The following is a 24,709-nucleotide window of genomic DNA, read 5'->3' on the forward strand; positions in this document are numbered from 1 at the left end:
ACGGATTCGAGGGATGTCAGGCGCGGACGCGCTCGTGCCCCGCGTAGACGTTGCAGCGCTCCCCGCGCAGGAAGCCCACCAACGTCATCCCGAACTCCCGGGCCACGTCCACGGCCAGCGACGACGGCGCGGACACCGCGCACACCACCGGCACCCCGGCCGCCAGCGCCTTCTGCATGATCTCGTAGCTGGCCCGGCCGCTGACCATGAGCACGTGCCGGTCCAGCGGCAGCCGCCCGGCGAGCGCCGCCCAGCCGGTCAGCTTGTCCACGGCGTTGTGCCGCCCCACGTCCTCCCGTACGGCCAGCGCCTCGCCCTCCGGGGTGAACAGGCCGGCCGCGTGCAGCCCGCCCGTCTTGCCGAAGACGCCCTGCGCCGCGCGCAGCCGGTCCGGCAGCCCGTACAGCACCTCGGGCGTCAGCTCCACGTCACCGGACGGCACGGGACGGCAGCGGTCGCGCAGCACGTCCAGGCTGGCCGAACCGCACACGCCGCACGCGCTGGAGGTCAGGAAGTGGCGATCCAGCGCCGGCAGGTCGGGGATCGGGCCGCGCAGCCGCACGGTGACCGTGTTGTAGCGGGCCTCGGGCGGCACGTCCTCGTCGGTGCAGTAGCCGATGGCCGCGATGCGGCCCGGCGTCACCAGGCCCTCCGCGTGCAGGAACCCGGCCGCCAGCTCGAAGTCGTGGCCCGGCGTCCGCATGGTGATCGCGACCGTCCGGCGAGCCCCGTCGAGCGAGGTCAGCCGGATCTCCAGCGGCTCCTCGGTGGCCAGGTCGTCGCGGCGGTCACGGGCGCTCGCGCCGGTCAGCTCCCGGACGCGGACGCGGGCCGTGGGCCCGGGGCGCTCGCTCATGCCCGGCTCACCGTCACCGTCGCGTTGTAGTCGGGGATCCGGGCGTCGGGGGAGCGGCGTGACTCGTCCAGCAGCACGTTGCCCTCGGGCCAGTGGACCTGCAGGTTGCCCGGCACGATCGGCGCGCGCAGCACCCTGCCCCGGTAGGAGCGCTCGCCGGAGCGCAGCTCGACCGGGGTGCCGTCGGGCAGGCCGAGCCGGTCGGCGTCGTAGGCGCTCATCAGCACCGCCTCGCGGGTCGCGCCGTTGAAGCCGTCGATCCGCTCGTGGACCATGCTGTTGAACTGCTTGCCCCGCCGCGTGGCCACCATGAAGGTCCCGTCCGGCCGTTCCAGCGCGGGCAGCGGCACGGCCGAGAACCGCGCGAGCCCGTCGGGCGTCTGGAACCGGCCGTCGGCGAACAGGCGCCGCCCGCCGTACTGGACGTTGTCGCCGAACGCGCCCAGCCCCGCGATGCCCGCGTAGAACGGCACCGCCCGCTCGATCTCCTCGCGGATCGCGGGGGTGCCCGTGAAGCGGACCTTCGGCGCGAGCGCGGGCCGGGCGCGGGCCGCCAGCTCGGTGAAGATCTTCCACTCCGGCCACGCCTCGGCGACCCGCGGCCCCTCCACCTCCGGGGAGAAGATGATGCGGCGCTCGGTGGAGGTCTCCGTCACGCCGCCCGTCATCTCGTAGCGGGTCTGCGCGGGCAGCAGCAGCACGTCGCCCTCGGACGGCACGAGCATCTGCGACGACAGCACGATGTCGACGTGGACGCGCAGGCGCGGCCGGCGCAGCGCCTCGCGGCAGTAGCCGGGGTCGGGCAGCACCTCCAGGAAGTTGCCGCCGCTGGAGACCAGCACGTCCAGCTCGCCGGCGTGGGCCGCGTCGATCATGTCGGTCGCGGTCAGGCCGGGCGTCGAAGGCACCTCGAAGCCCCACAGCTCGGTGAACCGCGCGGCGTTCTCGGGCGTGATCGGCAGCCCGCCCGGCAGGCCGGTGGCGTACGCGCCCATCTCGGCGCCGCCCTGCACCCCGCTGTGCCCCCGGATCGGCATCAGCCCGCAGTGCTCGCGCCCCACGAAACCCCGGGCGAGCGCCAGGTTGACGATGGCGCGCACGTTGTCCTCGCCGAAGGTGTGCTGGGTGACGCCCATCGACCACACCAGCACCGCCGACCTCGCCTCGGCCAGCAGCCGGGCCAGCCGCAGCATCTCCTCGCGCGAGGCGCCCGACAGCGCCTCCAGCTCCTCCCACGACTGCCCGGCGACCGCCTCGCGCGCCCGCTCGAACCCCGTCGTACGGTCGGCCACGAACTTCTCGTCCACCCACCCCCGCTCGACGAGGTGCTTGAGCACCCCGTTGAGGAAGCCGATGTCGCCGCCCACGTTCACGCCGAAGAACTCGTCGGTGACCCGCGTGCCGAACACGGCCGACTCCGCGTTGGAGGGCACCCAGTACCGCTCCATGCCCGGCTCGCGGTAGGCGTTGACCATGGCCACCCGGGTGCCGGCCTTCTTGGCGTGGTAGAGGTACTTCATCGCCACCGGCTGGTTGTTCGACGGGTTGGAGCCGATGAAGACGATCAGGTCGGACCCGATCCAGTCGGTGTAGGAGCAGGTGGTGGCCGCCGCGCCGATCGTCTGCTTGAGCGCCACGGTCGAGGGCGAGTGGCAGATGCGCGCCGCGTTGTCGATGTTGTTGCCGCCGAGCGCCCGCACGGCCTTCTGCGCGGCGTAGTAGTTCTCGTTCGGCACGCCCCGGCTGGTCAGGTACACGCCGAAGCGCGCGTCGCGCAGCCCGGCCGCCGCGACCGTCAGCGCCTCGTCCCACGACAGGCGCGTGAAGCCCGGCTCGCCCGCGCGGCGCAGCATCGGGTACGGCAGGCGTCCCAGCTCGCGCAGCTCCGCGCTGCGCCGCCCGGCCAGCGCCGACACGTCGCGCAGCAGCGAGGCGTCCAGGGCGGGCATCGTGTTGAGCGGCAGGAGGCGGAGCCTGATGTTGCACAGGTGGATCTCGTCCATGGTCCAGTCGCGCATGCCCTTGGTGCCGAGCGCGCAGCCGTCGCACGTGCCCCGGGTCAGGATGCGCCAGGCGTACCTCCTGCGTCCCTTGACCGCGCGGAACGCCTTCAGCAGCTCCAGGTAGTTGTTCGGCTTGCGCAGGCCCAGGCCGAACGGCCGCCAGGACGCCCAGTTGCGTGGATCGAGAAGCTTGCTCACCCCTCCATCTTCTTGCTCCACCTCCGGCGGAGGGAACCCCGGTGGTCAGCGCGGGGTGCCGGGTCGGCGAAGATGGACGGGTGCCGGACTCCCGCTACTCCGATCTCGACCGCCCGCCCCTGTCGCAGGCGGCGCTCAACCGCGCCCTCGTCCGGCCGGGCAGCCTGTGGACGGGCGTCACCGTGGTCGAGAGCACCGGCTCCACCAACGCCGACCTGGCCGACCTGGCCCGGCAGGGAGCCGCCGAGGGCACGGTGCTGGTGGCCGAGGAGCAACTGGCCGGCCGGGGCCGCCTCGGCCGCGCCTGGAGCGCGCCCGCCCGCTCCAGCCTCATCGTGTCGGTGGTGCTGCGGCCGGAGCCGCCGATCACCACGCACGGCTGGCTGCCGCTGCTGTTCGGCGTGGCCGCCGCCTCGGCCGTGCGCCGGCTGGGCGAGGTGGACGTGCGCCTCAAGTGGCCCAACGACCTGCTCATCGGCGACCGCAAGCTGGCCGGGGTGCTGGCCGAGCGGGTGGAGGGCGCCGTGGTCGTCGGCATGGGGCTGAACGTGTCGCTGCGGGCCGACGAGCTGCCGGTGACGACGGCCACGTCGCTGGCCCTGCAGGAGTCCGCCTGCGTCGACCGCGACCCGCTGCTGCGGGCCGTGCTGCGCGAGGTCGAGAGCCACTACGCCGACTGGACCGACGCCGGCGGCGACGCCGACCAGGCCGGGCTGCGCGCCGCCTACCAGGCGTCCAGCGCCACGATCGGGCGTGAGGTGCGGGTCGAGCTGCCCGGCGACCGCTTCCTGACGGGCCGGGCCACGGGCGTCGACGAGAGCGGCCGGCTGGAGCTCGCCGCCGAGGGCGGGAGTCACACGCTCAGCGCCGGGGACGTCGTCCACCTGCGCCCGTCCGCCTAGCGCCGGCGCTCCGGCGCGCGACGGCGTAGCCGCGCGTCCCCTGAGGTGGCACGATTTGCGCATGACCATCCCGGACCACCACCTCACGCAGGGTGAACGCCGCGTCAGGTCCTTCCACCCCCACTGGAAGCGCCTCGTCGGCCCCGTCGCCGCGCTCGTGCTCGTCGCCGCGGCCTCCGGCGCGGCGCTGCTCCTCGTCCCCGGGGGCTGGGAGTACTCCTTCTACGCCAGGATCGCCGTCTGCGCGATCGCGCTCGTCCTGCTGGTCGTCTGGTCGTTCGTCCCGTACCTCCAGTGGAAGAACACCGGCTACGTGCTGACCACGCACCGCTTCACGATCAGCTCCGGGGTGCTCAACAAGTCGACCGACGAGATCCCGATGGCCAAGGTCAACACGGTCAGCTCCGACCAGACGTTCGTCGAGCGGCTGCTCGGCTGCGGCACGCTCACCGTGGAGTCCGCGGGTGACCGGGGGCAGATCGTCCTGCGCGACATCCCGCACATCCAGGAGGTCCGGGCCGACCTGTTCCGGCTCCTGGAGGACGCCACCGACGGCGACATCGACGGCCGTTGACCGCCGACGACAGGCCCGGCGGCACGTCCGCCGAGGACCGGCCGGGCCGGCCGACGGCCGAGGAGATCGGGCTGCTGCTGGCCGGGACGCCCGCCCGCCTCACGCGCACGCAGGTCGCGGACGGCGCCGGCGTGTCCCGGCGGCTGGCCGAGCGGATCTGGCGCGCCCTCGGATTCCCCACGTCCGCCGACGACGCGGTCGCGTTCTCCGAGGCCGACGTGGCCGCCCTGCGGAGGGTGCGGGCGATGCTCGACCGCGGCCTGCTGGACGAGCCCACGGCCATCCGCATGGCCCGCGCCCTGGGCCAGACCACGGCCCGGCTCGCCCAGTGGCAGGCCGAGATCGTCATCGGCCACCTGCTGCCCGCGCAGGGCGAGCCGTCCGACGAGGACCTGGAGCGCGTGCTGGCCACGGCCCGCGAGCTGCTGCCCGACTTCGAGCAGCTCCTCGTGCACGTCTGGCGGGCCCAGCTCGCCGCCGCGGGCACCCGCCTGCTGGCGCTGGCCGACCTGCGGCCCGAGGCCGCGCTGGGCCGCGTGTCGCTGGCCGTGGGCTTCGCCGACCTGGTGGCGTTCACCCGGCGGGCCAGGGAGCTGGACGAGCGGGAGCTGGCCGACCTCGTCGAGGGATTCGAGGCGCGGGCGGCCGACATCGTGGCGGCCCACGGAGCCCGGCTGGTCAAGACCCTCGGCGACGAGGTGCTCTTCACCGCGCCCACCCCGGCGGTGGCCGCCGCGATCGCCCTCGACCTGGCCGCCACGGCCGAGCTGCGCATCGGCCTGGCCTACGGGCCGGTCGTGCCGATGATGGGCGACGTGTACGGCACCACGGTCAACCTGGCCGCCCGGCTGACCGCCGCCGCCCGGCCGGGCACGATCGTCGTGGACTCCGGCATGGCGGAGGGCCTGGCCGCGGCCCTCGCCGAGGGACTGGCGGGCGAGCCGGGCTTCGAGGTGCGCCCCATGCGGCGCCGGAGCCTGCGAGGTCTCGGCATGGTGCGGCCCCATCTCTTGCGACGATCATCCTCCTGACGCAGGATGGCTGCCATGCCGTACGAAGTGCGGGGCGTCATCGCCCGAGGTGAAGGCAGGGAAGTCTCCGTCGAGAACGTGGTCGTGCCCGACCCGGGGCCGGGCGAGGCCGTCGTCGCCGTGCAGGCGTGCGGGGTCTGTCACACCGACCTCCACTATCGCGAGGGCGGCATCAGCGACGACTTCCCGTTCCTGCTCGGCCACGAGGCGGCGGGGGTCGTGGAGGCCGTCGGCGAGGGCGTCACCGGGATCGAGCCGGGCGACTTCGTGATCCTCAACTGGCGGGCCGTGTGCGGCCAGTGCCGGGCCTGCCTGCGCGGCCGGCCGTGGTACTGCTTCGCCACCCACAACGCCGGCCAGAAGATGACGCTGGAGGACGGCACCGAGCTGTCGCCCGCGCTCGGCATCGGCGCGTTCCTCGGCAAAACGCTGGTGGCGGCCGGGCAGTGCACCAAGGTCTCGCCCGAGGCCCCGGCGACCGTCGCCGGCCTGCTGGGCTGCGGCGTCATGGCGGGGCTCGGCGCCGCGCTCAACACCGGCGGCGTCACGCGCGGCGACTCGGTCGCGGTCATCGGCTGCGGCGGCGTCGGCGACGCGGCCGTCCTGGGCGCCCAGCTCGCCGGCGCCTCGACGATCATCGCGATCGACGTGGACGACCGCAAGCTGGCCTGGGCCCGCGACTTCGGCGCCACCCACACGGTCAACTCCCGCGAGAACGACCCGGTCGACGCGGTGCGCGACCTCACCGGCGGGTTCGGGGCCGACGTGGTCATCGACGCGGTGGGCCGGCCCGAGACCTACCGGCAGGCGTTCTACGCCCGCGACCTGGCCGGCACGGTCGTGCTGGTCGGGGTGCCCACCCCGGAGATGACGCTGGAGCTGCCGCTGCTCGACGTCTTCGGCCGCGGCGGGTCGCTGAAGTCGTCCTGGTACGGCGACTGCCTGCCGAGCCGCGACTTCCCCATGCTCATCGACCTCTACCTGCAGGGGCGGCTCCCGCTCGACAAGTTCGTCACCGAGACCATCGGGCTGGACGACGTCGAGGAGTCGTTCGCCAAGATGGGACGCGGCGAGGTGCTGCGATCGGTGGTAGTCCTCTGATGCTGGACAAAGTAGTAACTTCCGGGACCTTCTCGCTCGACGGCGGCACGTGGGACGTCGACAACAACGTCTGGCTGGCCGGTGACGCGCGCGAGGTCGTCGTCATCGACGCCGCCCACGACGCGCGGGCCATCGCCGAGCGCGTCGGCGGGCGCGCCGTCCGGGCCATCGTGTGCACCCACGCGCACAACGACCACATCAACGCCGCGAGGGAGCTGGCCGGCCTGACCGGCGCGCCGATCCGGCTGCACCCGGCCGACCAGGTGCTGTGGGAGCAGGTGTACGGCGACGCGGTGCCGTACGAGCCGCTGGCCGACGGCGAGAAGCTGGAGGCGGGCGGCGTCACGCTGGAGGTGCTGCACACCCCCGGTCACTCCCCGGGAGCGGTCTGCCTGCACGCCCCCGACCTCGGCGTGCTCTTCAGCGGCGACACGCTGTTCAAGGGCGGCCCCGGCGCGACCGGCCGGTCCTACTCGTCGTTCGACACCATCATCGCCTCGATCCGCGACCGGCTGCTCACGCTGCCGCCCGAGACCGTCGTCCACACCGGGCACGGCGAGTCCACCTCGATCCGCGCCGAGGCGCCTCACCTGGAGGAATGGCTGGCCAGAGGACACTGAACCCTTACCTCGATGTGGCGGAGGTAACGTAGGCAAGCCTTACCAAAGTGGGCTACATTTAGGTTTGCCTAACCTACCGGCCCAGAGAGTGAGAGGCTGTCCCCCGCATGTACGTGTGTGTCTGTCGTGCCGTGACCGAGAACGAGGTGCACGACTGCATCGCCGCCGGCGCGCGGACGGCTCGCCAGGTGCGCGACACCACTGGTGCGGGTGGGGACTGTGCCTCTTGTGTCCGGAAAATCTGTGCGATGCTGAAACGGTCTGAGGAACTGACGACCGCATAGCACGAGGGGCCCGTACATGCAGGGCGACAAGCAGATCATCGAGCTGCTCAACGAGCAGCTGACGGCCGAGCTCACCGCCATCAACCAGTACTTCCTGCACGCCAAGATGCAGGAGAACTGGGGCTACACGAAGCTGGCCAAGCACACCCGCGACGAGTCGTTCGAGGAGATGCGGCACGCCGAGCGCCTGACCGACCGCATCCTCTTCCTCGAAGGGCTGCCCAACTACCAGCGGCTCGGCACGCTGCACATCGGGCAGACCGTCGAGGAACAGCTCAAGGCCGACCTGGAGATCGAGCTGTCGGTGGTGCAGCGGCTGCGCCCGGCGATCACGCTCATGCGTGAGAAGGGCGACGTCACCTCGGCCCGCATCTTCGAGGAGATCCTGGCCGACGAGGAGCACCACATCGACTACCTCGAGACCGAGCTGGCGCTCATCCACAGCCTGGGCGAGCAGCTCTACCTCGCCCGCTACACCGAGCCGTCGACCGTCTGACCCGACCCACGACGCGACACGCCGCACGTCACGCCCGCCGGGGCTCCTCCGGCGGGCGTCGTCGTTTCTCGGAGCGGCGAAAGCGATTCCTGGGAACAGCGTGGCGGGATGGAAAGAACAAGACCGTACATTCTTCGCGGTTTTTCATCCGCGACACGCCCGGGTGCGAAACCCGCGCGCCACGCGGCATTTCCGGCCGCCTTGTGATCCGATTCCGCGCGCCGGCCGCCAATCGCGGTAATTTAAGCCCGGCTAACCGATATTTATCAGCGTTTGCCCAGGTCAATGGATAGGTCAACGACAAGTCAAACCGTGCGCTGTGCCCGGGAAACGATCGCCTAAGGTCCTACGATCGCTTCATGACCTGCGTACTTCTCGCCGAGGATGACACCTCGATTTCCGAGCCGCTCGCGCGCGCTCTTCGCCGTGAGGGCTATCAGGTTGAGGTGAGCCCTGACGGCCCGCAGGCCCTGGAAAGGGCTCTGTCGGGGGGCATCGACCTGATCGTCCTTGACCTCGGTCTGCCAGAAATGGACGGGCTCGAGGTCGCCCGCCGGATCCGTGCCGAAGGGCACGGCACCCCGGTTCTCATACTCACCGCCCGCGTCGACGAGGTCGACACGGTCGTCGGCCTCGACGCCGGCGCCGACGACTACGTCACCAAGCCGTTCCGCCTGGCCGAACTGCTCGCCCGGGTGCGCGCGCTGTTGCGGCGGGGCACGTCCGAGACTCCGGTGGTCCAGGGCGTGCGCATCGACGCCGACTCCCGCCGCGCCTGGATGGGGGAGAAGGAGCTGCATCTGACGACCAAGGAGTTCGACCTGCTGCGCGTGCTGGTCCGCGACGCCGGCAAGGTGGTCACCCGCGAGCAGATCATGCGCGAGGTGTGGGACACCAACTGGTGGGGCTCGACCAAGACGCTCGACATGCACATCTCGTGGCTGCGCCGCAAGCTCGGCGACGACGCGGCGAAGCCCCGCTACATCACCACCGTCCGGGGAGTCGGCTTCCGCTTCGAACGCGAGTAGGCGATGCGCCGCCGCCTGCTCACTTCCACGCTGGTCGTCGCGGTCATCGCGGTCCTGCTGCTGGGGGTCCCCCTGGGCATCGTGGTCAGCCGTCTGATCGTCGACGAGGCGGCCCAGGAGCTCAGGGCGGAGGCGACGCGACTGGTGGGGGAGGTGGAGTACGCCCGCATCCAGGAGACGCCGCTGGACCCTCAGCAGCTCGAACAGAAGTATCCCGGCCGCTACATCCAGATCTACGAACGAGCGAACCCTCCCAAGGCGACCATCGTCGGCAAGGCGTCGCCGCCCGGGCACCAGATGGCCGAGGACGCCCAGTCCGAGAACGGCATCTATGTCCGGGTGAGCCGCGACCGGGACCAGGTCGAGCAGGACGTCCGAGCGCGCCTGCTGCTGATCGTGGCCCTCGCCGTCGCGGCTCTCGCGGTGGCCGTCGGCCTGGCCATCGTGCAGTCGCGCCGGCTGACGCTGCCGCTGCTGGACCTGGCCAAGATCGCTGAACGGCTGGGCTCCGGCGACGCCCGGCCGAGCAGACACCGCTACGGCATACCCGAGCTGGACCAGGTGGCCGAGGTGCTCGACCGCAGCGCCACCCGCATCTCCGACCTGCTCACCCGGGAGCGGGAGTTCGCCACCGACGCCTCCCACCAGCTCCGCACGCCGCTCACTGGGCTGACCATGCGCCTGGAGGAGATCGTCGCCGCCTCCGACCAGCCCGGGGTGGTCCGGGAGGAGGGCGAGGCGGCCATCGTGCAGGCCGAGCGCCTCACGGCCGTCATCGACGAGCTGCTCGCCGCGGCCCGCCGCCAGCGTCACGCGCAGGCCGAGCCGGTCTCCATCGACGAGGTGCTGATCCAGCAGATCACCGAGTGGGAGCCGGTCTTCCGCGGCCTGGACCGCACCCTGCTGCTGGAGGGCACCCGCGGGCTGAAGGCGCTGGCCACCACCGGCGGCTTCGGGCAGGTCATCGCCACCCTGCTGGAGAACTCCCTGCGGCACGGCGGCGGCACCGTCGTCGTCACGACCACGCAGGGCGACAGCTACATCGTCATCGAGGTGGCCGACGAGGGGCCCGGCATCGCCGACGACATCGCGCCCAAGGTCTTCGAGCGGAACGTGAGCGGGGGAGGCGGCACGGGCCTCGGCCTGACGCTGGCCCGCGCGCTGGCCGCGGCCGACGGGGGACGGCTGGAGCTGGTGCGCCGCCGCCCGGCGACGTTCGCGATCTTCCTGCGGCCCGCCGAGGAGGAGAACCGGACGCGGGTGGTGAGCGGACCCGCCTGACTTCGGGAGCCTGCCTGGCTCAGCGGTCCTGGCGGACCTCGGCGTCGGGCAGCTCGGTCGGGATGGGCTCCGTGGCCTCCAGGAACACCCACCGCTTGTACGACCAGTAGCGGAACAGCGTGCCGAGCCCGACGCCGACGAAGTTGGCGACGTTGAGGCTGAACAGGTCGTGCAGGTGCAGGGTGTACTTGGTGAAGCCGATCACCAGCAGGCCGAACAGCAGCGCGATGCCGTTGAGCAGGAAGAACAGGAAGTACTCACGGCCGAGCCCGCTCTGCTCGCGGTGGCGGAAGGTCCAGAACCGGTTGCCCGCGTACGCGAAGGTGGCCGAGATGGTCGTGGCGAGCACCTTGGACGTCAGCGGCCCCTCGAACAGCACGAGGAAGGCGTTGTAGAGGCCCGTGTCGAGGACGAACGCCGCGGCTCCGATGAGCCCGAACTTGGTCAGCTCGTGCAGCAGGGACGAGAACCGCTGGTACAGGACCCTGATGAAATCCACGTCTCCGGCTCGGTCCTTCCCGCTCTGCGTCCTGACTGTCAGGTGTCCGCATATGTGACAGTTGCCCGCAGCCGGGCCTGACCACTCCAGCGTACTGGCGAACCCCCGCGCGCGGTCCCGAGCGGTAAAGATCGGGGCCCCTACCAACAGCCCCACGAATATGGGCTTATGCCCGGACAAATGTGAATCTTGGGTATTACGCTGCGGAGGCAGATCATCGGCGCGTCCCCGCGCGCCGATGTCGGGCTCAGACGGACCGCCGTTCTCACGGCCACGACCCTCGGGACCCCACCGTGCCGTTACGACTGCTCGCGCTGCTCGCCGGCCTCTCCGTGCTGGCGGCGGGATGCGGGGGGACGACGCCCGCCGACGTCGTGGTGGCCGAGCGGGAGCCGCCCACGGCCCCGGCCTCCCCGCCGCCCCGGGTGGACGCGACCACGGCCGAGCCCGCGTTCGGTGTGCTCACCGAGCTCGACGAGGCCTGGGAGCAGCGTGACTGCATCGGCATCGCCGACCTCACCGCGTGGGCGGAGAAGCCGCTGGGCGGCCGTGCCTGCGAGGGCACCCGGAACGGCCGCCCAGCCCTCCACAGCGACCCCGTCTTCTTCCTGCCGGACGAGCCCGGCTGGTTCGCGGCCCTGGCCAGGAAGCCGTCGCCCGCGTACTTCGTGTTCGTCTTCGAGGACGGGCGCTGGCGGCTCGGCGCGGGACCGATCCCCGCCCGCGGCGAGCCCGTCCGGCCCGGCGACGCCGGCGTCACCGCTGACCCGGACCTGGTCACCGAGGCCGCGCTCGTGCCGCAGCGCCACCTCACGTTCCTGACCGACCCCGCCGGCGTCAACGGCGTGCGCTTCCCCGCCGGCGACCCCATGCGCGGCCTGCTGGACGAGATCCTCGCCCGGCCCGCGCAGGTTCGGCCGGACCGGCTGGACATCGACGTCGAGCTGGTCGACGGGCCGGCCCGCGCGGTCGCGCTGTCGGCCGACTCCATGCTGGTCTTCGACGTCGTACGGCTCACCTACCGGCAGCGGCCCCAGGCCGGGAGGACGGCTCTCCGGCACCCCCTGGAGGGCCTGTCGCCGGAGGGGACCGAGTTGGTGGAGCTGGCCAGCGTGCTGAGCGCCACGAAGGGCCTGACGACCGTGGGGACGCGCCGCGGCATCGCCGACTGACCGCCCGCGGGGCCCTGGCGACTCCGGAGCCGGCCCGGCCTCGCCTGCTGCCTGCCTGGTCGGGCCGGGTATGCTCACGACACGTGAGTTCCTACCGCCCCATCGGCCCGGTCGTCGGCATGGTCGGCGCGGGTCAGCTCGCCCGGATGACCCAGCAACCCGCCATCGCGCTCGGAGTCGAGCTGCGGGTGCTGGCCAACGCCCCCGACGAGAGCGCCGCGCGCGTGATCGTCGACACGCGCATCGGCGACTACCGTGACCTGTCCGACCTGCGCGACTTCGCCAAGGGCTGCGACGCCATCACCTTCGACCACGAGCACGTGCCCACCGAGCACATCAGGGCGCTGGCCGCCGACGGCTTCACCGTCCACCCCGGCGCCGACGCGCTCGTCCACGCGCAGGACAAGGCCGTCATGCGCGAGCGGCTGACCGCCATCGGCGCCCCCTGCCCCGCCTGGGCCCGGGTGTCCGGCGTCGAGGACGTCACCCGGTTCGCCGGCGAACACGGCTGGCCCGTGGTGCTGAAGGCGGTCCGGGGCGGCTACGACGGCCGCGGCGTGTGGGTGTGCCGCACGGCCGAGGAGGCCGCCGAGGCGTTCGCCGCCGGCGTGCCGCTGATGGCCGAGGCGTTCGTGCCGTTCGAGCGGGAGCTGGCCGTCCTCGTGGCGCGCTCGCCGCACGGCCAGGGCGTCAGCTACCCCGTCGTCGAGACCGTCCAGCAGGACGGCATCTGCGTCGAGGTGCTCGCCCCCGCGCCCGGCCTCGACCCGGAGCGCGCCGCCCAGGCGCAGAACATCGCGCTGCGCATCGCCCACGAGCTCGACGTGACCGGGCTGCTCGCGGTGGAGCTGTTCGACTCGGGTGCCGGGCTGGTCGTCAACGAGCTGGCCATGCGGCCCCACAACAGCGGCCACTGGACCATCGAGGGCGCCCGGACGTCGCAGTTCGAGCAGCACCTGCGGGCCGTTCTCGACCTGCCGCTCGGCTCGCCCGCCATGGCCGCCCCGGTGGTCGTCATGGCCAACCTGCTCGGCGGCGACGACCCCGACCTGTTCAAGCGGTACGAGCACGTGATGGCGCACGACCCGGGCGTCAAGGTGCACTTCTACGGCAAGCAGGTGCGGCCCGGCCGCAAGATCGGGCACGTGACCGCGCTGGGCGACGACCTCGACGAGGTCCGCGCCCGCGCCCGCCACGCCGCCGTCTACCTGACCACGGGGGAGTACACGTGAGCCGGACTCGCGGGACCGCGTCGACGGCTTCCGGGACCGCGTCGACGGCTCGCGGGACCGTGTCGACGGAGGGAGCGGCGTGAGCGTCGGCATCGTCATGGGCAGCGACTCCGACTGGCCCGTCATGCGGGCGGCGGCCGAGGCCGTGGCCGAGTTCGGCGTGCCGTTCGAGGCCGACGTGGTCTCCGCGCACCGGATGCCGGTCGAGATGATCGACTACGGCCGGCAGGCGGCCGGGCGCGGCCTCAAGGTCATCATCGCCGGGGCGGGCGGCGCGGCCCACCTGCCGGGCATGCTGGCCTCGGTGACGCCGCTGCCGGTCATCGGGGTGCCGGTGCCGCTGAAGTACCTCGACGGGATGGACTCGCTGCTGTCCATCGTCCAGATGCCCGCCGGAGTGCCGGTGGCCACGGTCGCCGTGGGCGGGGCGCGGAACGCCGGGCTGCTGGCCGTGCGCATCCTGGCCGCCGCCGACCCGGAGCTGCGGCGCCGCATGGAGGAGTTCCAGGACCGGCTGAAGGAACAGGCCCACGCCAAGGGCGAACGGCTGCGCGCCGAGGCGTCCACGATGGGCGCCGGGGCCGGCGAGAACTGAGCCGATCGGGGCCTCCGCCGCTTGGTGGAGGCCCCGGTCAGGCTTTGACGGAAGCCATGGTCAGGCTCAGGAGGAAGCCATGGTCACGCTTTGACGGAAGCCATGGCCTGGAAGACGCCGTGACGGCGCCCCGCCGTCATCCGGTCAGCGGCCGTCTCCCTGGAGGCCCCCAGCCCCGTGCGGCGGGTGGCGCCGGCGGGGCTGTGCCGTAACGAGAAAGATCAAGGACGCCCGAGGGCGCGATAATGCCAGCCCGCCGACCGCCACGCCTCGGCGTTGAGCGCGTTGCGGCCGTCCACGATGCGGCGGGTGGCCACGGCGGCGCCCAGCTCCTCCGGGTCCAGCTCCACGAACTCCTGCCACTCCGTCAGCAGCAGCACCACATGGGCGCCGCGCACCGCCTCCAGCGCCGACTCCCCGTAGCTGAGCTCGGGGTGCGCCTTGCGGGCGTTGTCCAGCGCGATCGGGTCGTAGACCGTGACCCGGCCGCCCTGGTGGCCGATCGTGACCGCCACGTCGAGCGCGGGGGAGTCGCGGATGTCGTCGGAGTTCGGCTTGAACGCCGCCCCCAGCACGCCCACCGTGCAGCCGTGGAAGGAGCCGCCCGCCAGCTCGCGCGCGAGGTCCACCATGCGGGCGCGGCGGCGCATGTTGATCGCGTCCACCTCGCGCAGGAACGTCAGCGCCTGGTCGGCGCCCAGCTCACCGGCCCGGGCCATGAACGCCCGGATGTCCTTGGGCAGGCAGCCGCCGCCGAACCCGAGCCCGGCGTTGAGGAACCGGCCACCGATGCGGTCGTCGTACGCCAGCGCCTCGGAGAGCTGCTTGACGTCGGCGTGCGCGGCCTCGCAGACCTCGGCCATCGCGTTGATGAACGAGATCTTGGTGGCGAGGAAGGCGTTGGCCGCGGTCTTGACCAGCTCGGACGTCGCGAAGTCGGTGACCACCATGGGCACCTCGCCCAGCGGCTCGTAGACCTCGCGCAGCACCTTCTCGGCCCGCTCGGAGCGGACGCCGATGACGATGCGGTCGGGCTTGAGGGTGTCCTGGACGGCGAAGCCCTCGCGCAGGAACTCGGGGTTCCAGGCCAGCTCGGCCTGGACCCCGGCGGGGGCGAGGCGGGCGAGCCGGTCGGCCAGGCGGCCGGCGGTCCCGACGGGCACCGTGGACTTGCCGACGACCAGGCACTCCCGGTTCAGCAGCGGGGCGAGGGAGTCGATGGCCGCGTCCATGTAGGAGACGTCGGCGGCGTACTCGCCGCGCTTCTGCGGGGTGCCGACACAGATGAAGTGGACGTCGCCGAACTCGGCGATCTCCTCGTAGGAGGTGGTGAAACGCAGGCGTCCCGAGTCCAGCCCGCGGCGGAGCACGGGTTCGAGCCCCGGTTCGTGGATCGGCAGCTCACCGTTGTTGAGCCGATCGATCTTGTCGGCGTCGATGTCGAGGCCCAGGACGTCGAATCCGAGATCCGCCATGCAGGCCGCATGGGTGATGCCCAGGTATCCGGTCCCGATCACCGTGAGGCGATATGGCACGTGTCGGCTCCTTTCGATGCGCCAGGGCATGTTACCGGCCCGCGTTATCTCGTTCTGTGCCACCTGTGCCATTTCACAAACCGTACCGGCTGGTAACAAACTGGTCGGACGTCCTAGTATCTGAGCATGAGCTTCCCTCTCTACGCGCCCGCCGAAGAGCACGACATGCTCCGGGAGACGGTCCGGGCCCTCGCCGACGAGAAGATCGCCCCGCAGGCCGCCGAGGCCGACGAGACCGGGGAGTTCCCCTGGGACGTCTACAAGGCGCTCGTCGCGGCGGACCTGCACGCCGTCCACGTCCCCGAGCAGTACGGCGGCGCGGGGGCGGACGCGCTCGCCGCGGTCATCGTCATCGAGGAGGTGGCGCGGGCCTGCGCGTCGTCCTCGCTCATCCCGGCCGTCAACAAGCTCGGCACCGTGCCGCTGCTCCTGTCGGCCTCCGAGGACCTCAAGGCCCGCTACCTGGCGCCGGTCGCCCGGGGCGAGGCGATGTTCTCGTACGCGCTGTCGGAGCCCGAGGCAGGCTCGGACGCGGCGTCCATGAAGACCCGCGCCGTCCTCGACGGCGACCACTACGTGCTCAACGGCACCAAGATGTGGATCACCAACGCGGGCGTGTCCGAGTACTACACGGTCATGGCCGTGACCGACCCCTCCGCCGGGGCGCGCGGCATCTCCGCGTTCGTCGTGGAGAAGTCGGACCAGGGCGTCTCCTTCGGCCCGAAGGAGCGCAAGCTCGGCATCAAGGCGTCGCCCACCCGCCAGGTCATCCTGGACGACGTCCGCATCCCCGCCGACCGCATGATCGGCGACCCGGGGACGGGCTTCAAGACCGCCCTCGCCACGCTCGACCACACCCGCGTCACCATCGCCGCCCAGGCCCTCGGCATCGCCCAGGGCGCCCTGGACTTCGCGGTCGGGTACGTGAAGGAGCGCAAGCAGTTCGGCAAGCCGGTGGCGGACTTCCAGGGCGTGCAGTTCATGCTCGCGGACATGGCCATGAAGCTGGAGGCGGCCCGGCAGCTCACCTACCACGCGGCGGCCAAGTCGGAGCTCGCCATGCACGGGCAGCCGCAGAAGGACCTCACGTTCCTGTCGAGCGCCGCCAAGTGCGCCGCCTCGGACGCCGCCATGGAGATCACCACGGACGCGGTGCAACTGCTGGGCGGGTACGGCTACACCAGGGACTTCCCGGTGGAGCGCATGATGCGCGACGCCAAGATCACCCAGATCTACGAGGGCACCAACCAGATCCAGCGCATGGTGATGGCCCGTCAGCTTCTCAAGTAGGTCCATGACCAGCAGAAACCCGGGGCTGAGCGCGTACGGCCCCGGGTTTCGGTATGTCGGTCGAGCGGATCGGAAGTGCGCTGTTCCGTGATCACTGGGCAAGAGGCCCGTGAGGGTGTCATGATCACAGCCGTGGACATCGACGGCTTCTGGGAGCTGGTGGAGCGCTCGGCCCGCGAGACCGAGAACCGGCAAGCACGAGTGGCATGGCTGAAGGACCAGCTCTGCGGCCTGTCCGCCGAGGAGATCGTGGACTTCGACGTCTGGTTCACGGTGTGCGCCAACCGGGCCTGCTCCTGGGACATGTACGCGGTGTTCTGGACCATCACCGGATTCGGGTCGTCCGATGGCTTCGAATACTTCATGAACTGGCTGATCAGCCTGGGCCGCGATGCCTTCGAGAAGGTCGCCGACTGTCCTGATCGGATCCTTGAGCTGCCGCAAGTACAGCGCCTCTTCGAGTTGTCGAAGAACTTCTCTCACGAGAGGACGACCTGGGGCCGGGATGGCGAGTTCCGCCTGAGGCGGGTCACTCGCATCCGGCGAGAGCTGTGGCCAGGTGAGGACTACCCCAAGTTCGAGCTCCTGCGTTACGTCACCTTCGAGCCCTACAAGCGAGCGACCGGCCTCGAAACGGACGGCTTGGGGGATGCCGTTCGCGCACGAGGCGTCCGCAGCAAGTTTCCCTTTCTGACCTACCACGCGGAGCCTGATGGCGAGGATTGGGATTTCGGTGACGAGGCGGAGTTCGCTCGTCGTCTTCCACGGCTGGCACGGCACTACGGCCTTGGCTGATGCGTCGAGTGTCAGCCGAGATCCTTGGTCTCAATCCTGGTGGCCGAAGGCTGGAAAGCCGGTTATCGATCGTCTGCCTGCATGACGCAGGCGTCCAGCACGATGCCGATCCACGCGGCCGATGCTCACCGAAGACCACCTGCTCCGTCACCGAAAGGATCTTTACTAAGATCGCAACACATGTGATGATCACTCCGTTTTGCCACTTATGTTCGAAAGGCTGGAGTGAACACATCACCAACAGCGTCGGGCTTATCCGGCCGGACGCGCCGTCGCGCTGCCCTGCTCGCGGCTCTGACACTGCCGCTCTCGCTGATGAGCGCACCCGCGATCGCCCAGGGCCCCACGCCACCCCCCACCACCACTCCTCCAAGCACCGCCACGACACCCCCGCCAAGCGCGCATGACTCCCCCACCAGCGAAGCGCTGACGCAGGCGAAGAAGGACAACCGTCGCGTCGAAATCGAGTCGCTACGCTCAGAAAGTGCCACCGTCTACGCCAACCCCGACGGCAAGACCCTCCGGATGGAGCTGCACAGCCAGCCGGTCCGGGTCAAGAACACCGACGGCAAGGGCTTCACCGCGATCGACACCACGCTCGTCGAGCAGGGCGGCGTGATCAAGCCCAAGGCGATCAACGGCACCCTCACGCTGTCTGCCGGGCAGGACAAGACTCTGCTCAAGAGCCGAGCAACAGCAGGCGCCGACACAGCCAAGATCACCACACCCTCGACGTTGCCCAAGCCCACGCTGAAGGGCAACACCGCGCGATATCCGGCCGCCTACGGCAAGGGCCGCGACCTCCTGGTGACCGCGACCGCGACCGGCTTCCGGCAGCAGGTTGTCATCACCGAACGGCCCACCGGCCCGGTCACCTTCACCATGCCGGTGGCACTGCCCGCCGGACTCTCCTTCAGCAAGAACGCTCAAGGCCGGCCCATCATCGTGGGCAAGGACAGCAAGACGCTGACCGAGGTGCGGCCGACGCTCCTGCAGGACGCCACGGCCGCCGACGCCTACGCCCCCATCGACGCGGGCAAGGTCGGCAAGGCCGCCGTCAGCCTCGATGACGACGGCAAGTCGCTGGTGTTCACCCCGGACGCCACATTCCTGGCCGACCCTGCGGTCACCTACCCCGTGACCATGGCGGCCGTGGCAGCCGACTGGTGGGAGAGCCATACCGGCGCAGGCGGCCTGCCCAAACAGGGCTCGGACACCTTCGTCAACGACAAGGATTACCCGGACAGCTGGGACAACTTCCGGCTGGACCGAATTCTCGTCGGCAAGTCCAACAGCGGCACCGTCCGCTGGCGCAGCTACATCAAGTTCCCCGACATGCCCGCCGAGTTCCGCGGCCTCAAGGTCCAGAACGCTGACCTGATCCTGTGGAACCACCTGTCCAGCGACTGCGGGACCTACGTCGGCTCCGGGATCACCACCCGGCGGATCACGTCGGCCTGGGACGAAGCGACCATGACGTGGAACAGCCAGCCGTCGGTCACCTCCACAGGGCAGATCACCGAATATGCCGCCTACAGCCCCAACTGCACCAGTGGGGCCGCGAGCTGGGCAGGTAAAGAATGGGACCTGGTCTACTCGATCGACGAGATCGTTCAGGCGTGGTCGAACGGCGAAGCCAACTACGGTGTCCAACTCACTGCCGGCAGCGAATCGGACAGCACCAACTGGCGCCGCTATCGGACCGACGAAGCAGGCGGCTGCAGGAGCACCCCGCTGGAGGCCTGCAAGGGGCAACTCCATCCACCCATCCTCACCATCGACTTCGAGGCACCCACGCCGCCACGACTGGAGACGGTGGTCACCACCTCACGGGAGCCGCTCACCTCGATTCCTGAATACGAGGAAGCTCTCACCAAGTCCGTCTACGTGCCACAACCCGATGAGCTGATCGAACCGCTGAGCGATGAGCTGATCGCTGCGAATGAAGGGCAGCGGGACGGGGTAGGCACCTTGATCGGAACCGACAAGCTCTCCCCCGCAGTGCCGTATCCCGGCGACAGCGACGACACCACCAATCCCGAGGGTGAGGACACGACGCCGCCACGGGTGCTGGCGACAGAGCCAGCCAGTGGAGCCACCGATGTTTCCCTGGACTCTCGGGTTCGGGTGACGTTCTCTGAGGAGATCTTCGATCCACAGGTCGTGGTGAAGAGCGCGCAAGGCGTCCAGATCCAGGGCACCACCACGCTGGACGACACGAAGAAAATCGCGACTTTCAGTCCCACGCAGCCGCTCCACCCCGGCACGGCGTACACCGTTGAGATCTCAGGAGCGATCGATGCTTCGGAGAACGAGATGGTTCCGTACACCTGGTCCTTCCGCACCATCGACCAGGCGGCCGCCCACTGGACGTTCGACGAGGGCACTGGGGAGATCGCTGCCGACTCGTCCGGCAATGATCACAAAGCATCGCTCAGCGACACGGCGGCGTGGATCACCGGGAAGAGCGGGCACGCGATCTCCAACATGCCGTCTCAGGCGCGGATCGCCGCTTCCAGGGCGGCTGCCCAGCAAGGCAAGGCCGTGGCGGTCGCCGACGAGACGACCGCGACCAGCATCACCTACGCACAGCCCGACGGGAAGACGTTCAAGACCGAGGTCACGACCGGTCCGGTCCGGGCCAGGCAGGGCAGCGGCTGGACGCCGATCGACACCACCCTGGCCGAGCAGGGCGGCAAGCTGCGGCCCAAGACCCTCGCCGAGGGCGCGGTCGTGGAGATCTCCGCCGGTGGCACGGATCCGTTCGTGAAGATGTCCGCTGACGGTAAGTCGTACGCGCTGCGCTGGCCGACGCCGCTGCCCAAGCCGACGGTCAAGGGCAGTGTGGCCACCTACACCGACGCGGCGGGCGTGGGCGCCGATCTGGTGGTGACGGCTTTGCCTGCCGGGTTCCGGCACGAGGTGGTGCTGCGGCAGAGGCCGGCCAAGCCGCTGGAGCTGCGTATCGGCGTCGAAGACGACGGCCTGACCCTGACTCGGGGCAAGGGCGGCCGGCTGCTGTTGAAGGGCAAGGACAAGAAGACTGTCGTTTCGGCGCCGCGCCCGCTCATGTGGGACGGCAGCGCCGAGGGACGGCGCCCGCTGGCCAAGAGCGTCCCGGTCAGCACCGAGGTGACGACACGGGATGGCCGCACCGAGCTGGTGGTCAAGCCCGACCACCACTTCATGGCCGATTCCGCCACCACCTACCCCGTCCGGATTCAGCCGATGGCGGCGTCGACGAGCAGTGAGGACCTCACACTCGCCAGCACCGACACGGTGGACTCACCGGCGTACCCCGACGGCCCTGTCATGATCGCCGGCGTGCAGCAGGGGCAGAAGATGCGCTCGTACCTGCGCTTCCCCACGGGAAGTCTGCAGGGGCAGACAGTGACCGACGCGAAGCTGTCGCTGTACAACATCGTCAGCTCGGCCTGCGGGGCGTCGGTCAGTGACGGCCTTCAGGTCCGCCGGGTGACCGGCGCCTGGAACGCCGACAACCTCTACTGGGCGAACAAGCCTGCGGCGACCACCGAGGACGCGCAGATCAACAAGGCCGGCTACGACCAGTCATGCGCCGAGGGTGCCAAACACCTGGGGTGGAACGTCACCGCCATCGCCCAGGACTGGGCAGCAGGAGCCGCCGACCACGGTCTGGTGGTGCAGTCACCCACCGAGGGAACCACGACCAACTGGCGCTACCTCACAGCATCCGAAGACACCGACTTCAACCAGCCGCCCACGCTGACCATCACCACCAGCGGACCCGCCTCGCAGCCGGTCGTCTCCAACCTGGCCATCACGCCGGCGCAGAGCGTGAACGGCGTCACCGTCACCACCTCATTCACCCCGCAGCTTGCCGCGACCGTCGCCGACACCGCGAGCGGACGTCTCACCGGCGAGTTCGAGGTCGAGCACGATCCGGGCGCGACCGGGCAGGGCACCGGCCAGATCTGGGCCGGAGCCTCCGCGGTGGTCACTTCCGGCGGCCAGGCCACGGTGAGCGTCCCCACCGGGAGACTGGCCGACGGTTGGAAGATCCGCTGGCGGGCCCGCGCGGCCAACGCCACCGCAGCGACCACCTCGGCCTGGTCGGCCTGGCAGACGGCCACGGTGGACGTGCCGAATCCGACGGTCGGCGCCTTCCAGGTCACCCCCTCCCAGGTGGTGAACGGCGTTACCGTGACCACGAGCCTGACCCCGGCCCTGCGCACCACGGTCACCGACCCGGCCGCCCAGCCGGTACGGGCAGAGTTCGAGGTCGAGCACGATCCGGCCGCGACCGGGCAGGGCACCGGCCAGATCTGGACGGGCGCCGTCGACAACGTCCCCTCCGGTACCCAAGCCTCGGCGACCATTGCCGACGGGAAGCTGACCGACGGGTGGAAGGTGCGCTGGCGGGTGCGGGCGGTGAACCCCGTCACCACGGTGGGCTCGCCATGGTCGGACTGGCAGGCCCTGACCGTGGATGTGCCGGACCAGGTCTCTGAACCGGCCGTGGGCGTGTTGCAGGTCACTCCGTCCACACAGGCGGATGGCACCACCGTCACCCCGACCCGCACCCCGGCTCTGCTGGCGCAGGTCAGCGACCCGGCGAACAAGCCGTTGCGGGCCGAGGCCGAGATCGAGCACGACCCGGCCGCACCCGAAGGCCAGGGATCGGGCCAGATCTGGACCGGCAGCGCCGACAACGTCCCGGCCGGTACCCAGGCGACCATCACGGTCGCGGCGGACAAGCTGGCCGACGGGTGGAAGGTGCGCTGGCGGGCCCGCGCGGTCTCATCCACCGCCGCCTCCGCCTGGTCGGAGTGGCAGTCCTTCACCGTCAGCCTGCCCAAGCCCACCGCCACCGGTCTGACCGTCACCCCGTCGAAGGTGGTGAACGGCGTAACGGTGACCACCGCGCTCACCCCCACGCTGCAGGCCACCCTCACCCACCCCGCCGGCCAGGCGTCGCGCGCCGAGGCCGAGATCGAGCACGACCCGGCCGCGACCGGCCAGGGCACTGGCCAGATCTGGACCGGCGCCACGGACAACGTCGCCTCCGGCACCCAGGTGAGCATGACCGTCCCGGCGGGCAAGCTGGCCGACGGGTGGAAGGTGCGCTGGCGCCTGCGCGCGGTGGCCGGCGACGTCTCCTCGGCCTGGTCGGACTGGCAGCAGATCACCGTCGACGTCACCCAGCCCGGCCAGGAGCCCCTGGCCCAGACCACCGGACCGGTGATCCGCACCGACCAGAGCTTCACCGCCGCCGCCTGGCTGCGCTGGAGCGACAAGGACGGCGACCACTCCGTCCTCGAGCAGAAGGGCACCCACCAGGCGCCCTTCCGCCTTGGCAACACCCCGGACCACGGACTGGTGTTCACCTTCACCAGCGCCGACACCGCCGACGCGACGGTCGAAGGCGTGCTGTCCGGCGTCGAGCCACCGGTGGGCGAGTGGTTCCACGTGGCCGGCGTGTACGACGCGGATACCCGTACAGCGACCTTGTACGTGAACGGCGCACAGGCCGGGACCGCGCAGTTGTCCACTCCCGTCTGGAACGCCCAGGCCTCGCTACGGATCGGCGCGGCGATGGCAGGGAGCATCGACGAGGTCCGCATCTTCCAACGCCCGCTCAGCGCTGATGAGGTCGCCAGTGCGATGGCCTCGGCTCCGACGCCTGTGGCCGAGCCCGCACCGCAGAAGACCACGTCCACCCAGGCCGTGGCCGCGACCGGCGGCTTCGATTACGAGCGCATCAATCTGCAGACATGCCAGGTCAGCGGAAGTGAGACCGGGCATGGCGAGTACGATGCGCGAATCCGTGAGCTGCCGTACAACTCCTGCTGGTCCTCCTACCTTCAAGTGAACGACTACGTGGAGGACGAGTCGAGCGGCAGATGGGTGAAAGCCGGCTGCAAGAGCGTGTTCAAGAATCCGGTTCTCAAATGGGCCTGTAAGCAGCTGGACGAGCCGTTCGATGAAGACATCGCCCTCCGGTTCCGGGCCACGGTGGTCATCCACAGCTATCTCGGGAACGCGACCGGGACCGGTGTGGTGGGTGGATCCGGGACCGGCCTCAAGCCGACGGACATGAAGATGTTCATCCAGCTCGATGATTTCGTGCTCATCGGTGAAGACGGGCGCGTGCTCAAGCCCGGAGACCAGTTGAACGGCCTACCCATCACAACGAGAGTCTATATTCCAGATCCTCTTCACACGGATGAGGGCTGCGCCACCGGTGACGGAGAGAAGAAGAAGGACATCTCTGGCTGGCAATCGAGCCCGTACGATATCTTCAACATTCGAACGACCATCGATGATCCGGGCGTAGTCACCTGCGCGTTCAGCCCTGAGGCTGTGCTCTACACCGACCTCGGGGTGGAGTGGTTGCGCCTGCCCCTCTTCAGCGAGAAGGTCATCGACGTCAAGGGCAAATGGGTCGGCGTCGCGCGCCATGGCGACGACATGCCCGTGGGCTGGAAGCGATGGATGCCCCACTTCCGTTGTGACAGTCTCGCGTTCGGCGCGAGTGACCCGCAGGTCGAGGATCGCGTCGGCGGCTGCATCAACACCAGGTCGAAACGCGTATTCGTCATGTCCACCGGCAGCGGGGCGGAATTCCCGGAGACGGCCCAGCACATCAAGGACGCTCTCAACCCCGCGACGAACAAGAGTACCTACCCGCCCAAACGCGCAGGGGAGTACGAGGTCCCGAATCCGCCGATCAGGGCTGTCCTCGGCACGGAGCAGCCCAAGCGCATCCCGGGGAACTGGGCGGCTCCTGTGGGGAGCGATGCAGGCGAACCGCTGCACAGGACCACCGACAAGATCAGGATCAACTCGAACAATCGCGTCTTTGCGCAACGCGCGTTCATCTCTGAGCCAGGCACGGCGAATGAGAAGGAATGGCCGGACAACTACGGAAGCAACTACTGCAAGTACTACCAGTGGGAAAAGTATGTCGCCCAGGCCAGATTCAAGGATCTGAACTGCGACGAATATCCATTCAAGTCCACGCTGGAAGGGGCTGCGAGCACCGACTGGGACTTCTCGATTCGCGCGATCAAGGCGAAGGACAACCAGGACCAGGGCAATGCCCTGGGTAGATTCTACGCCGACTTCAGGGTCGGCAATGAGAACTCTTTCTGGGTGATGATCGACTAGGGGTCGACGCAGTGCTGGGGGCCGGATTCGAGGCCGGCGTCGAATCCGGCATCCAGGGTTGAACCTCT

19 protein-coding genes are annotated in these 24,709 nt (G+C 70.1%); 15 read left to right on the top strand and 4 right to left on the bottom strand.

Annotated elements, in window-relative coordinates:
* Positions 1–16: 16 nt before the first annotated feature.
* Positions 17–856, bottom strand: a complete 840-nt coding sequence (fdhD, locus tag HT134_RS12775; RefSeq protein WP_175600575.1) for a formate dehydrogenase accessory sulfurtransferase FdhD — start codon at positions 854–856, stop codon at positions 17–19.
* On the bottom strand, positions 853–3,057 hold the full coding sequence (locus HT134_RS12780; RefSeq protein WP_175600576.1) for an FdhF/YdeP family oxidoreductase: 2,205 nt from the start codon (positions 3,055–3,057) through the stop codon (positions 853–855). The genes fdhD and HT134_RS12780 overlap by 4 nt, the downstream gene beginning before the upstream one ends.
* 80 nt (positions 3,058–3,137) lie before the next feature.
* On the opposite strand from HT134_RS12780, the gene HT134_RS12785 reads away from it, so the two are divergent.
* The 9 genes from HT134_RS12785 to HT134_RS12825 all read left to right on the top strand — a co-directional run bounded on the left by HT134_RS12785 (position 3,138) and on the right by HT134_RS12825 (position 10,374).
* Positions 3,138–3,959 carry a biotin--[acetyl-CoA-carboxylase] ligase gene (locus HT134_RS12785; protein WP_175600577.1) on the top strand — a complete coding sequence of 274 codons (822 nt, stop codon included), beginning with the start codon at positions 3,138–3,140 and terminating at the stop codon, positions 3,957–3,959.
* Positions 3,960–4,020: 61 nt separating this feature from the next.
* On the top strand, positions 4,021–4,533 hold the full coding sequence (locus HT134_RS12790) for a PH domain-containing protein (RefSeq protein ID WP_175600578.1): 513 nt from the start codon (positions 4,021–4,023) through the stop codon (positions 4,531–4,533).
* Entirely contained in the window at positions 4,530–5,564 is a 1,035-nt protein-coding gene (locus HT134_RS12795) for an adenylate/guanylate cyclase domain-containing protein (RefSeq protein ID WP_175600579.1), read from the top strand. The genes HT134_RS12790 and HT134_RS12795 overlap by 4 nt, the downstream gene beginning before the upstream one ends.
* A gap of 15 nt (positions 5,565–5,579) precedes the next feature.
* A complete protein-coding gene (locus HT134_RS12800; RefSeq protein WP_175600580.1) occupies positions 5,580–6,665 on the top strand; it encodes an S-(hydroxymethyl)mycothiol dehydrogenase in 1,086 nt (361 codons plus the stop codon).
* Positions 6,665–7,285 (top strand): MBL fold metallo-hydrolase, encoded by a 621-nt coding sequence (locus HT134_RS12805; RefSeq protein ID WP_175600581.1) that lies wholly within the window; start codon positions 6,665–6,667, stop codon positions 7,283–7,285. The genes HT134_RS12800 and HT134_RS12805 overlap by 1 nt, the downstream gene beginning before the upstream one ends.
* Positions 7,286–7,392: 107 nt before the next feature.
* Positions 7,393–7,569 (top strand): (2Fe-2S)-binding protein, encoded by a 177-nt coding sequence (locus HT134_RS12810; RefSeq protein WP_175587630.1) that lies wholly within the window; start codon positions 7,393–7,395, stop codon positions 7,567–7,569.
* A gap of 16 nt (positions 7,570–7,585) precedes the next feature.
* Positions 7,586–8,065, top strand: coding sequence for a bacterioferritin (gene bfr / locus HT134_RS12815; RefSeq protein ID WP_175600582.1), 480 nt, complete (start codon positions 7,586–7,588; stop codon positions 8,063–8,065).
* 359 nt (positions 8,066–8,424) lie between these two features.
* Positions 8,425–9,093 (top strand): response regulator transcription factor, encoded by a 669-nt coding sequence (locus HT134_RS12820; protein ID WP_043620820.1) that lies wholly within the window; start codon positions 8,425–8,427, stop codon positions 9,091–9,093.
* A gap of 3 nt (positions 9,094–9,096) precedes the next feature.
* Positions 9,097–10,374 (top strand): sensor histidine kinase, encoded by a 1,278-nt coding sequence (locus tag HT134_RS12825; RefSeq protein WP_175600583.1) that lies wholly within the window; start codon positions 9,097–9,099, stop codon positions 10,372–10,374.
* Positions 10,375–10,393: 19 nt separating this feature from the next.
* Here the strand turns inward: HT134_RS12825 and HT134_RS12830 are convergent, their stop codons facing one another.
* On the bottom strand, positions 10,394–10,873 hold the full coding sequence (locus HT134_RS12830; protein WP_175600584.1) for a GtrA family protein: 480 nt from the start codon (positions 10,871–10,873) through the stop codon (positions 10,394–10,396).
* Between the two features lie 293 nt (positions 10,874–11,166).
* Between HT134_RS12830 and HT134_RS12835 the strand changes: the two genes are divergently transcribed.
* From HT134_RS12835 to purE, 3 genes are all read left to right on the top strand, one after another.
* Positions 11,167–12,045 carry a hypothetical protein gene (locus HT134_RS12835; protein ID WP_175600585.1) on the top strand — a complete coding sequence of 293 codons (879 nt, stop codon included), beginning with the start codon at positions 11,167–11,169 and terminating at the stop codon, positions 12,043–12,045.
* A gap of 83 nt (positions 12,046–12,128) precedes the next feature.
* On the top strand, positions 12,129–13,277 hold the full coding sequence (locus HT134_RS12840; protein WP_175600586.1) for a 5-(carboxyamino)imidazole ribonucleotide synthase: 1,149 nt from the start codon (positions 12,129–12,131) through the stop codon (positions 13,275–13,277).
* Between the two features lie 97 nt (positions 13,278–13,374).
* Positions 13,375–13,872, top strand: coding sequence for a 5-(carboxyamino)imidazole ribonucleotide mutase (gene purE / locus HT134_RS12845; RefSeq protein WP_175601092.1), 498 nt, complete (start codon positions 13,375–13,377; stop codon positions 13,870–13,872).
* Between the two features lie 221 nt (positions 13,873–14,093).
* Here purE and HT134_RS12850 read toward each other — a convergent pair whose 3' ends face one another.
* Complete coding sequence (locus tag HT134_RS12850) at positions 14,094–15,437, bottom strand: UDP-glucose dehydrogenase family protein (RefSeq protein ID WP_205302018.1); 1,344 nt, start codon at positions 15,435–15,437, stop codon at positions 14,094–14,096.
* A 96-nt stretch (positions 15,438–15,533) separates the two neighbouring features.
* Between HT134_RS12850 and HT134_RS12855 the strand changes: the two genes are divergently transcribed.
* From HT134_RS12855 to HT134_RS12865, 3 genes are all read left to right on the top strand, one after another.
* A complete protein-coding gene (locus tag HT134_RS12855; protein ID WP_175600587.1) occupies positions 15,534–16,697 on the top strand; it encodes an acyl-CoA dehydrogenase family protein in 1,164 nt (387 codons plus the stop codon).
* A gap of 132 nt (positions 16,698–16,829) precedes the next feature.
* Complete coding sequence (locus HT134_RS12860) at positions 16,830–17,492, top strand: DUF4240 domain-containing protein (protein ID WP_175600588.1); 663 nt, start codon at positions 16,830–16,832, stop codon at positions 17,490–17,492.
* A 315-nt stretch (positions 17,493–17,807) separates the two neighbouring features.
* On the top strand, positions 17,808–24,641 hold the full coding sequence (locus HT134_RS12865; protein WP_175600589.1) for a DNRLRE domain-containing protein: 6,834 nt from the start codon (positions 17,808–17,810) through the stop codon (positions 24,639–24,641).
* Positions 24,642–24,709 lie beyond the last annotated feature (68 nt).

Source organism: Nonomuraea rhodomycinica (assembly GCF_013363995.1).
Classification (GTDB): domain Bacteria; phylum Actinomycetota; class Actinomycetes; order Streptosporangiales; family Streptosporangiaceae; genus Nonomuraea; species Nonomuraea rhodomycinica.

What these genes read in the sequence shown, in the direction of transcription:
- fdhD (WP_175600575.1), bottom strand. Translation starts at nt 856, where the DNA reads ATGAGCGAGCGCCCCGGGCCCACGGCCCGCGTCCGCGTCCGGGAGCTG.
- HT134_RS12790 (WP_175600578.1), top strand. Translation starts at nt 4,021, where the DNA reads ATGACCATCCCGGACCACCACCTCACGCAGGGTGAACGCCGCGTCAGG.
- HT134_RS12800 (WP_175600580.1), top strand. Translation starts at nt 5,580, where the DNA reads ATGCCGTACGAAGTGCGGGGCGTCATCGCCCGAGGTGAAGGCAGGGAA.
- HT134_RS12805 (WP_175600581.1), top strand. Translation starts at nt 6,665, where the DNA reads ATGCTGGACAAAGTAGTAACTTCCGGGACCTTCTCGCTCGACGGCGGC.
- HT134_RS12810 (WP_175587630.1), top strand. Translation starts at nt 7,393, where the DNA reads ATGTACGTGTGTGTCTGTCGTGCCGTGACCGAGAACGAGGTGCACGAC.
- bfr (WP_175600582.1), top strand. Translation starts at nt 7,586, where the DNA reads ATGCAGGGCGACAAGCAGATCATCGAGCTGCTCAACGAGCAGCTGACG.
- HT134_RS12820 (WP_043620820.1), top strand. Translation starts at nt 8,425, where the DNA reads ATGACCTGCGTACTTCTCGCCGAGGATGACACCTCGATTTCCGAGCCG.
- HT134_RS12825 (WP_175600583.1), top strand. Translation starts at nt 9,097, where the DNA reads ATGCGCCGCCGCCTGCTCACTTCCACGCTGGTCGTCGCGGTCATCGCG.
- purE (WP_175601092.1), top strand. Translation starts at nt 13,375, where the DNA reads ATGGGCAGCGACTCCGACTGGCCCGTCATGCGGGCGGCGGCCGAGGCC.
- HT134_RS12850 (WP_205302018.1), bottom strand. Translation starts at nt 15,437, where the DNA reads ATGCCCTGGCGCATCGAAAGGAGCCGACACGTGCCATATCGCCTCACG.
- HT134_RS12855 (WP_175600587.1), top strand. Translation starts at nt 15,534, where the DNA reads ATGAGCTTCCCTCTCTACGCGCCCGCCGAAGAGCACGACATGCTCCGG.
- HT134_RS12865 (WP_175600589.1), top strand. Translation starts at nt 17,808, where the DNA reads ATGAGCGCACCCGCGATCGCCCAGGGCCCCACGCCACCCCCCACCACC.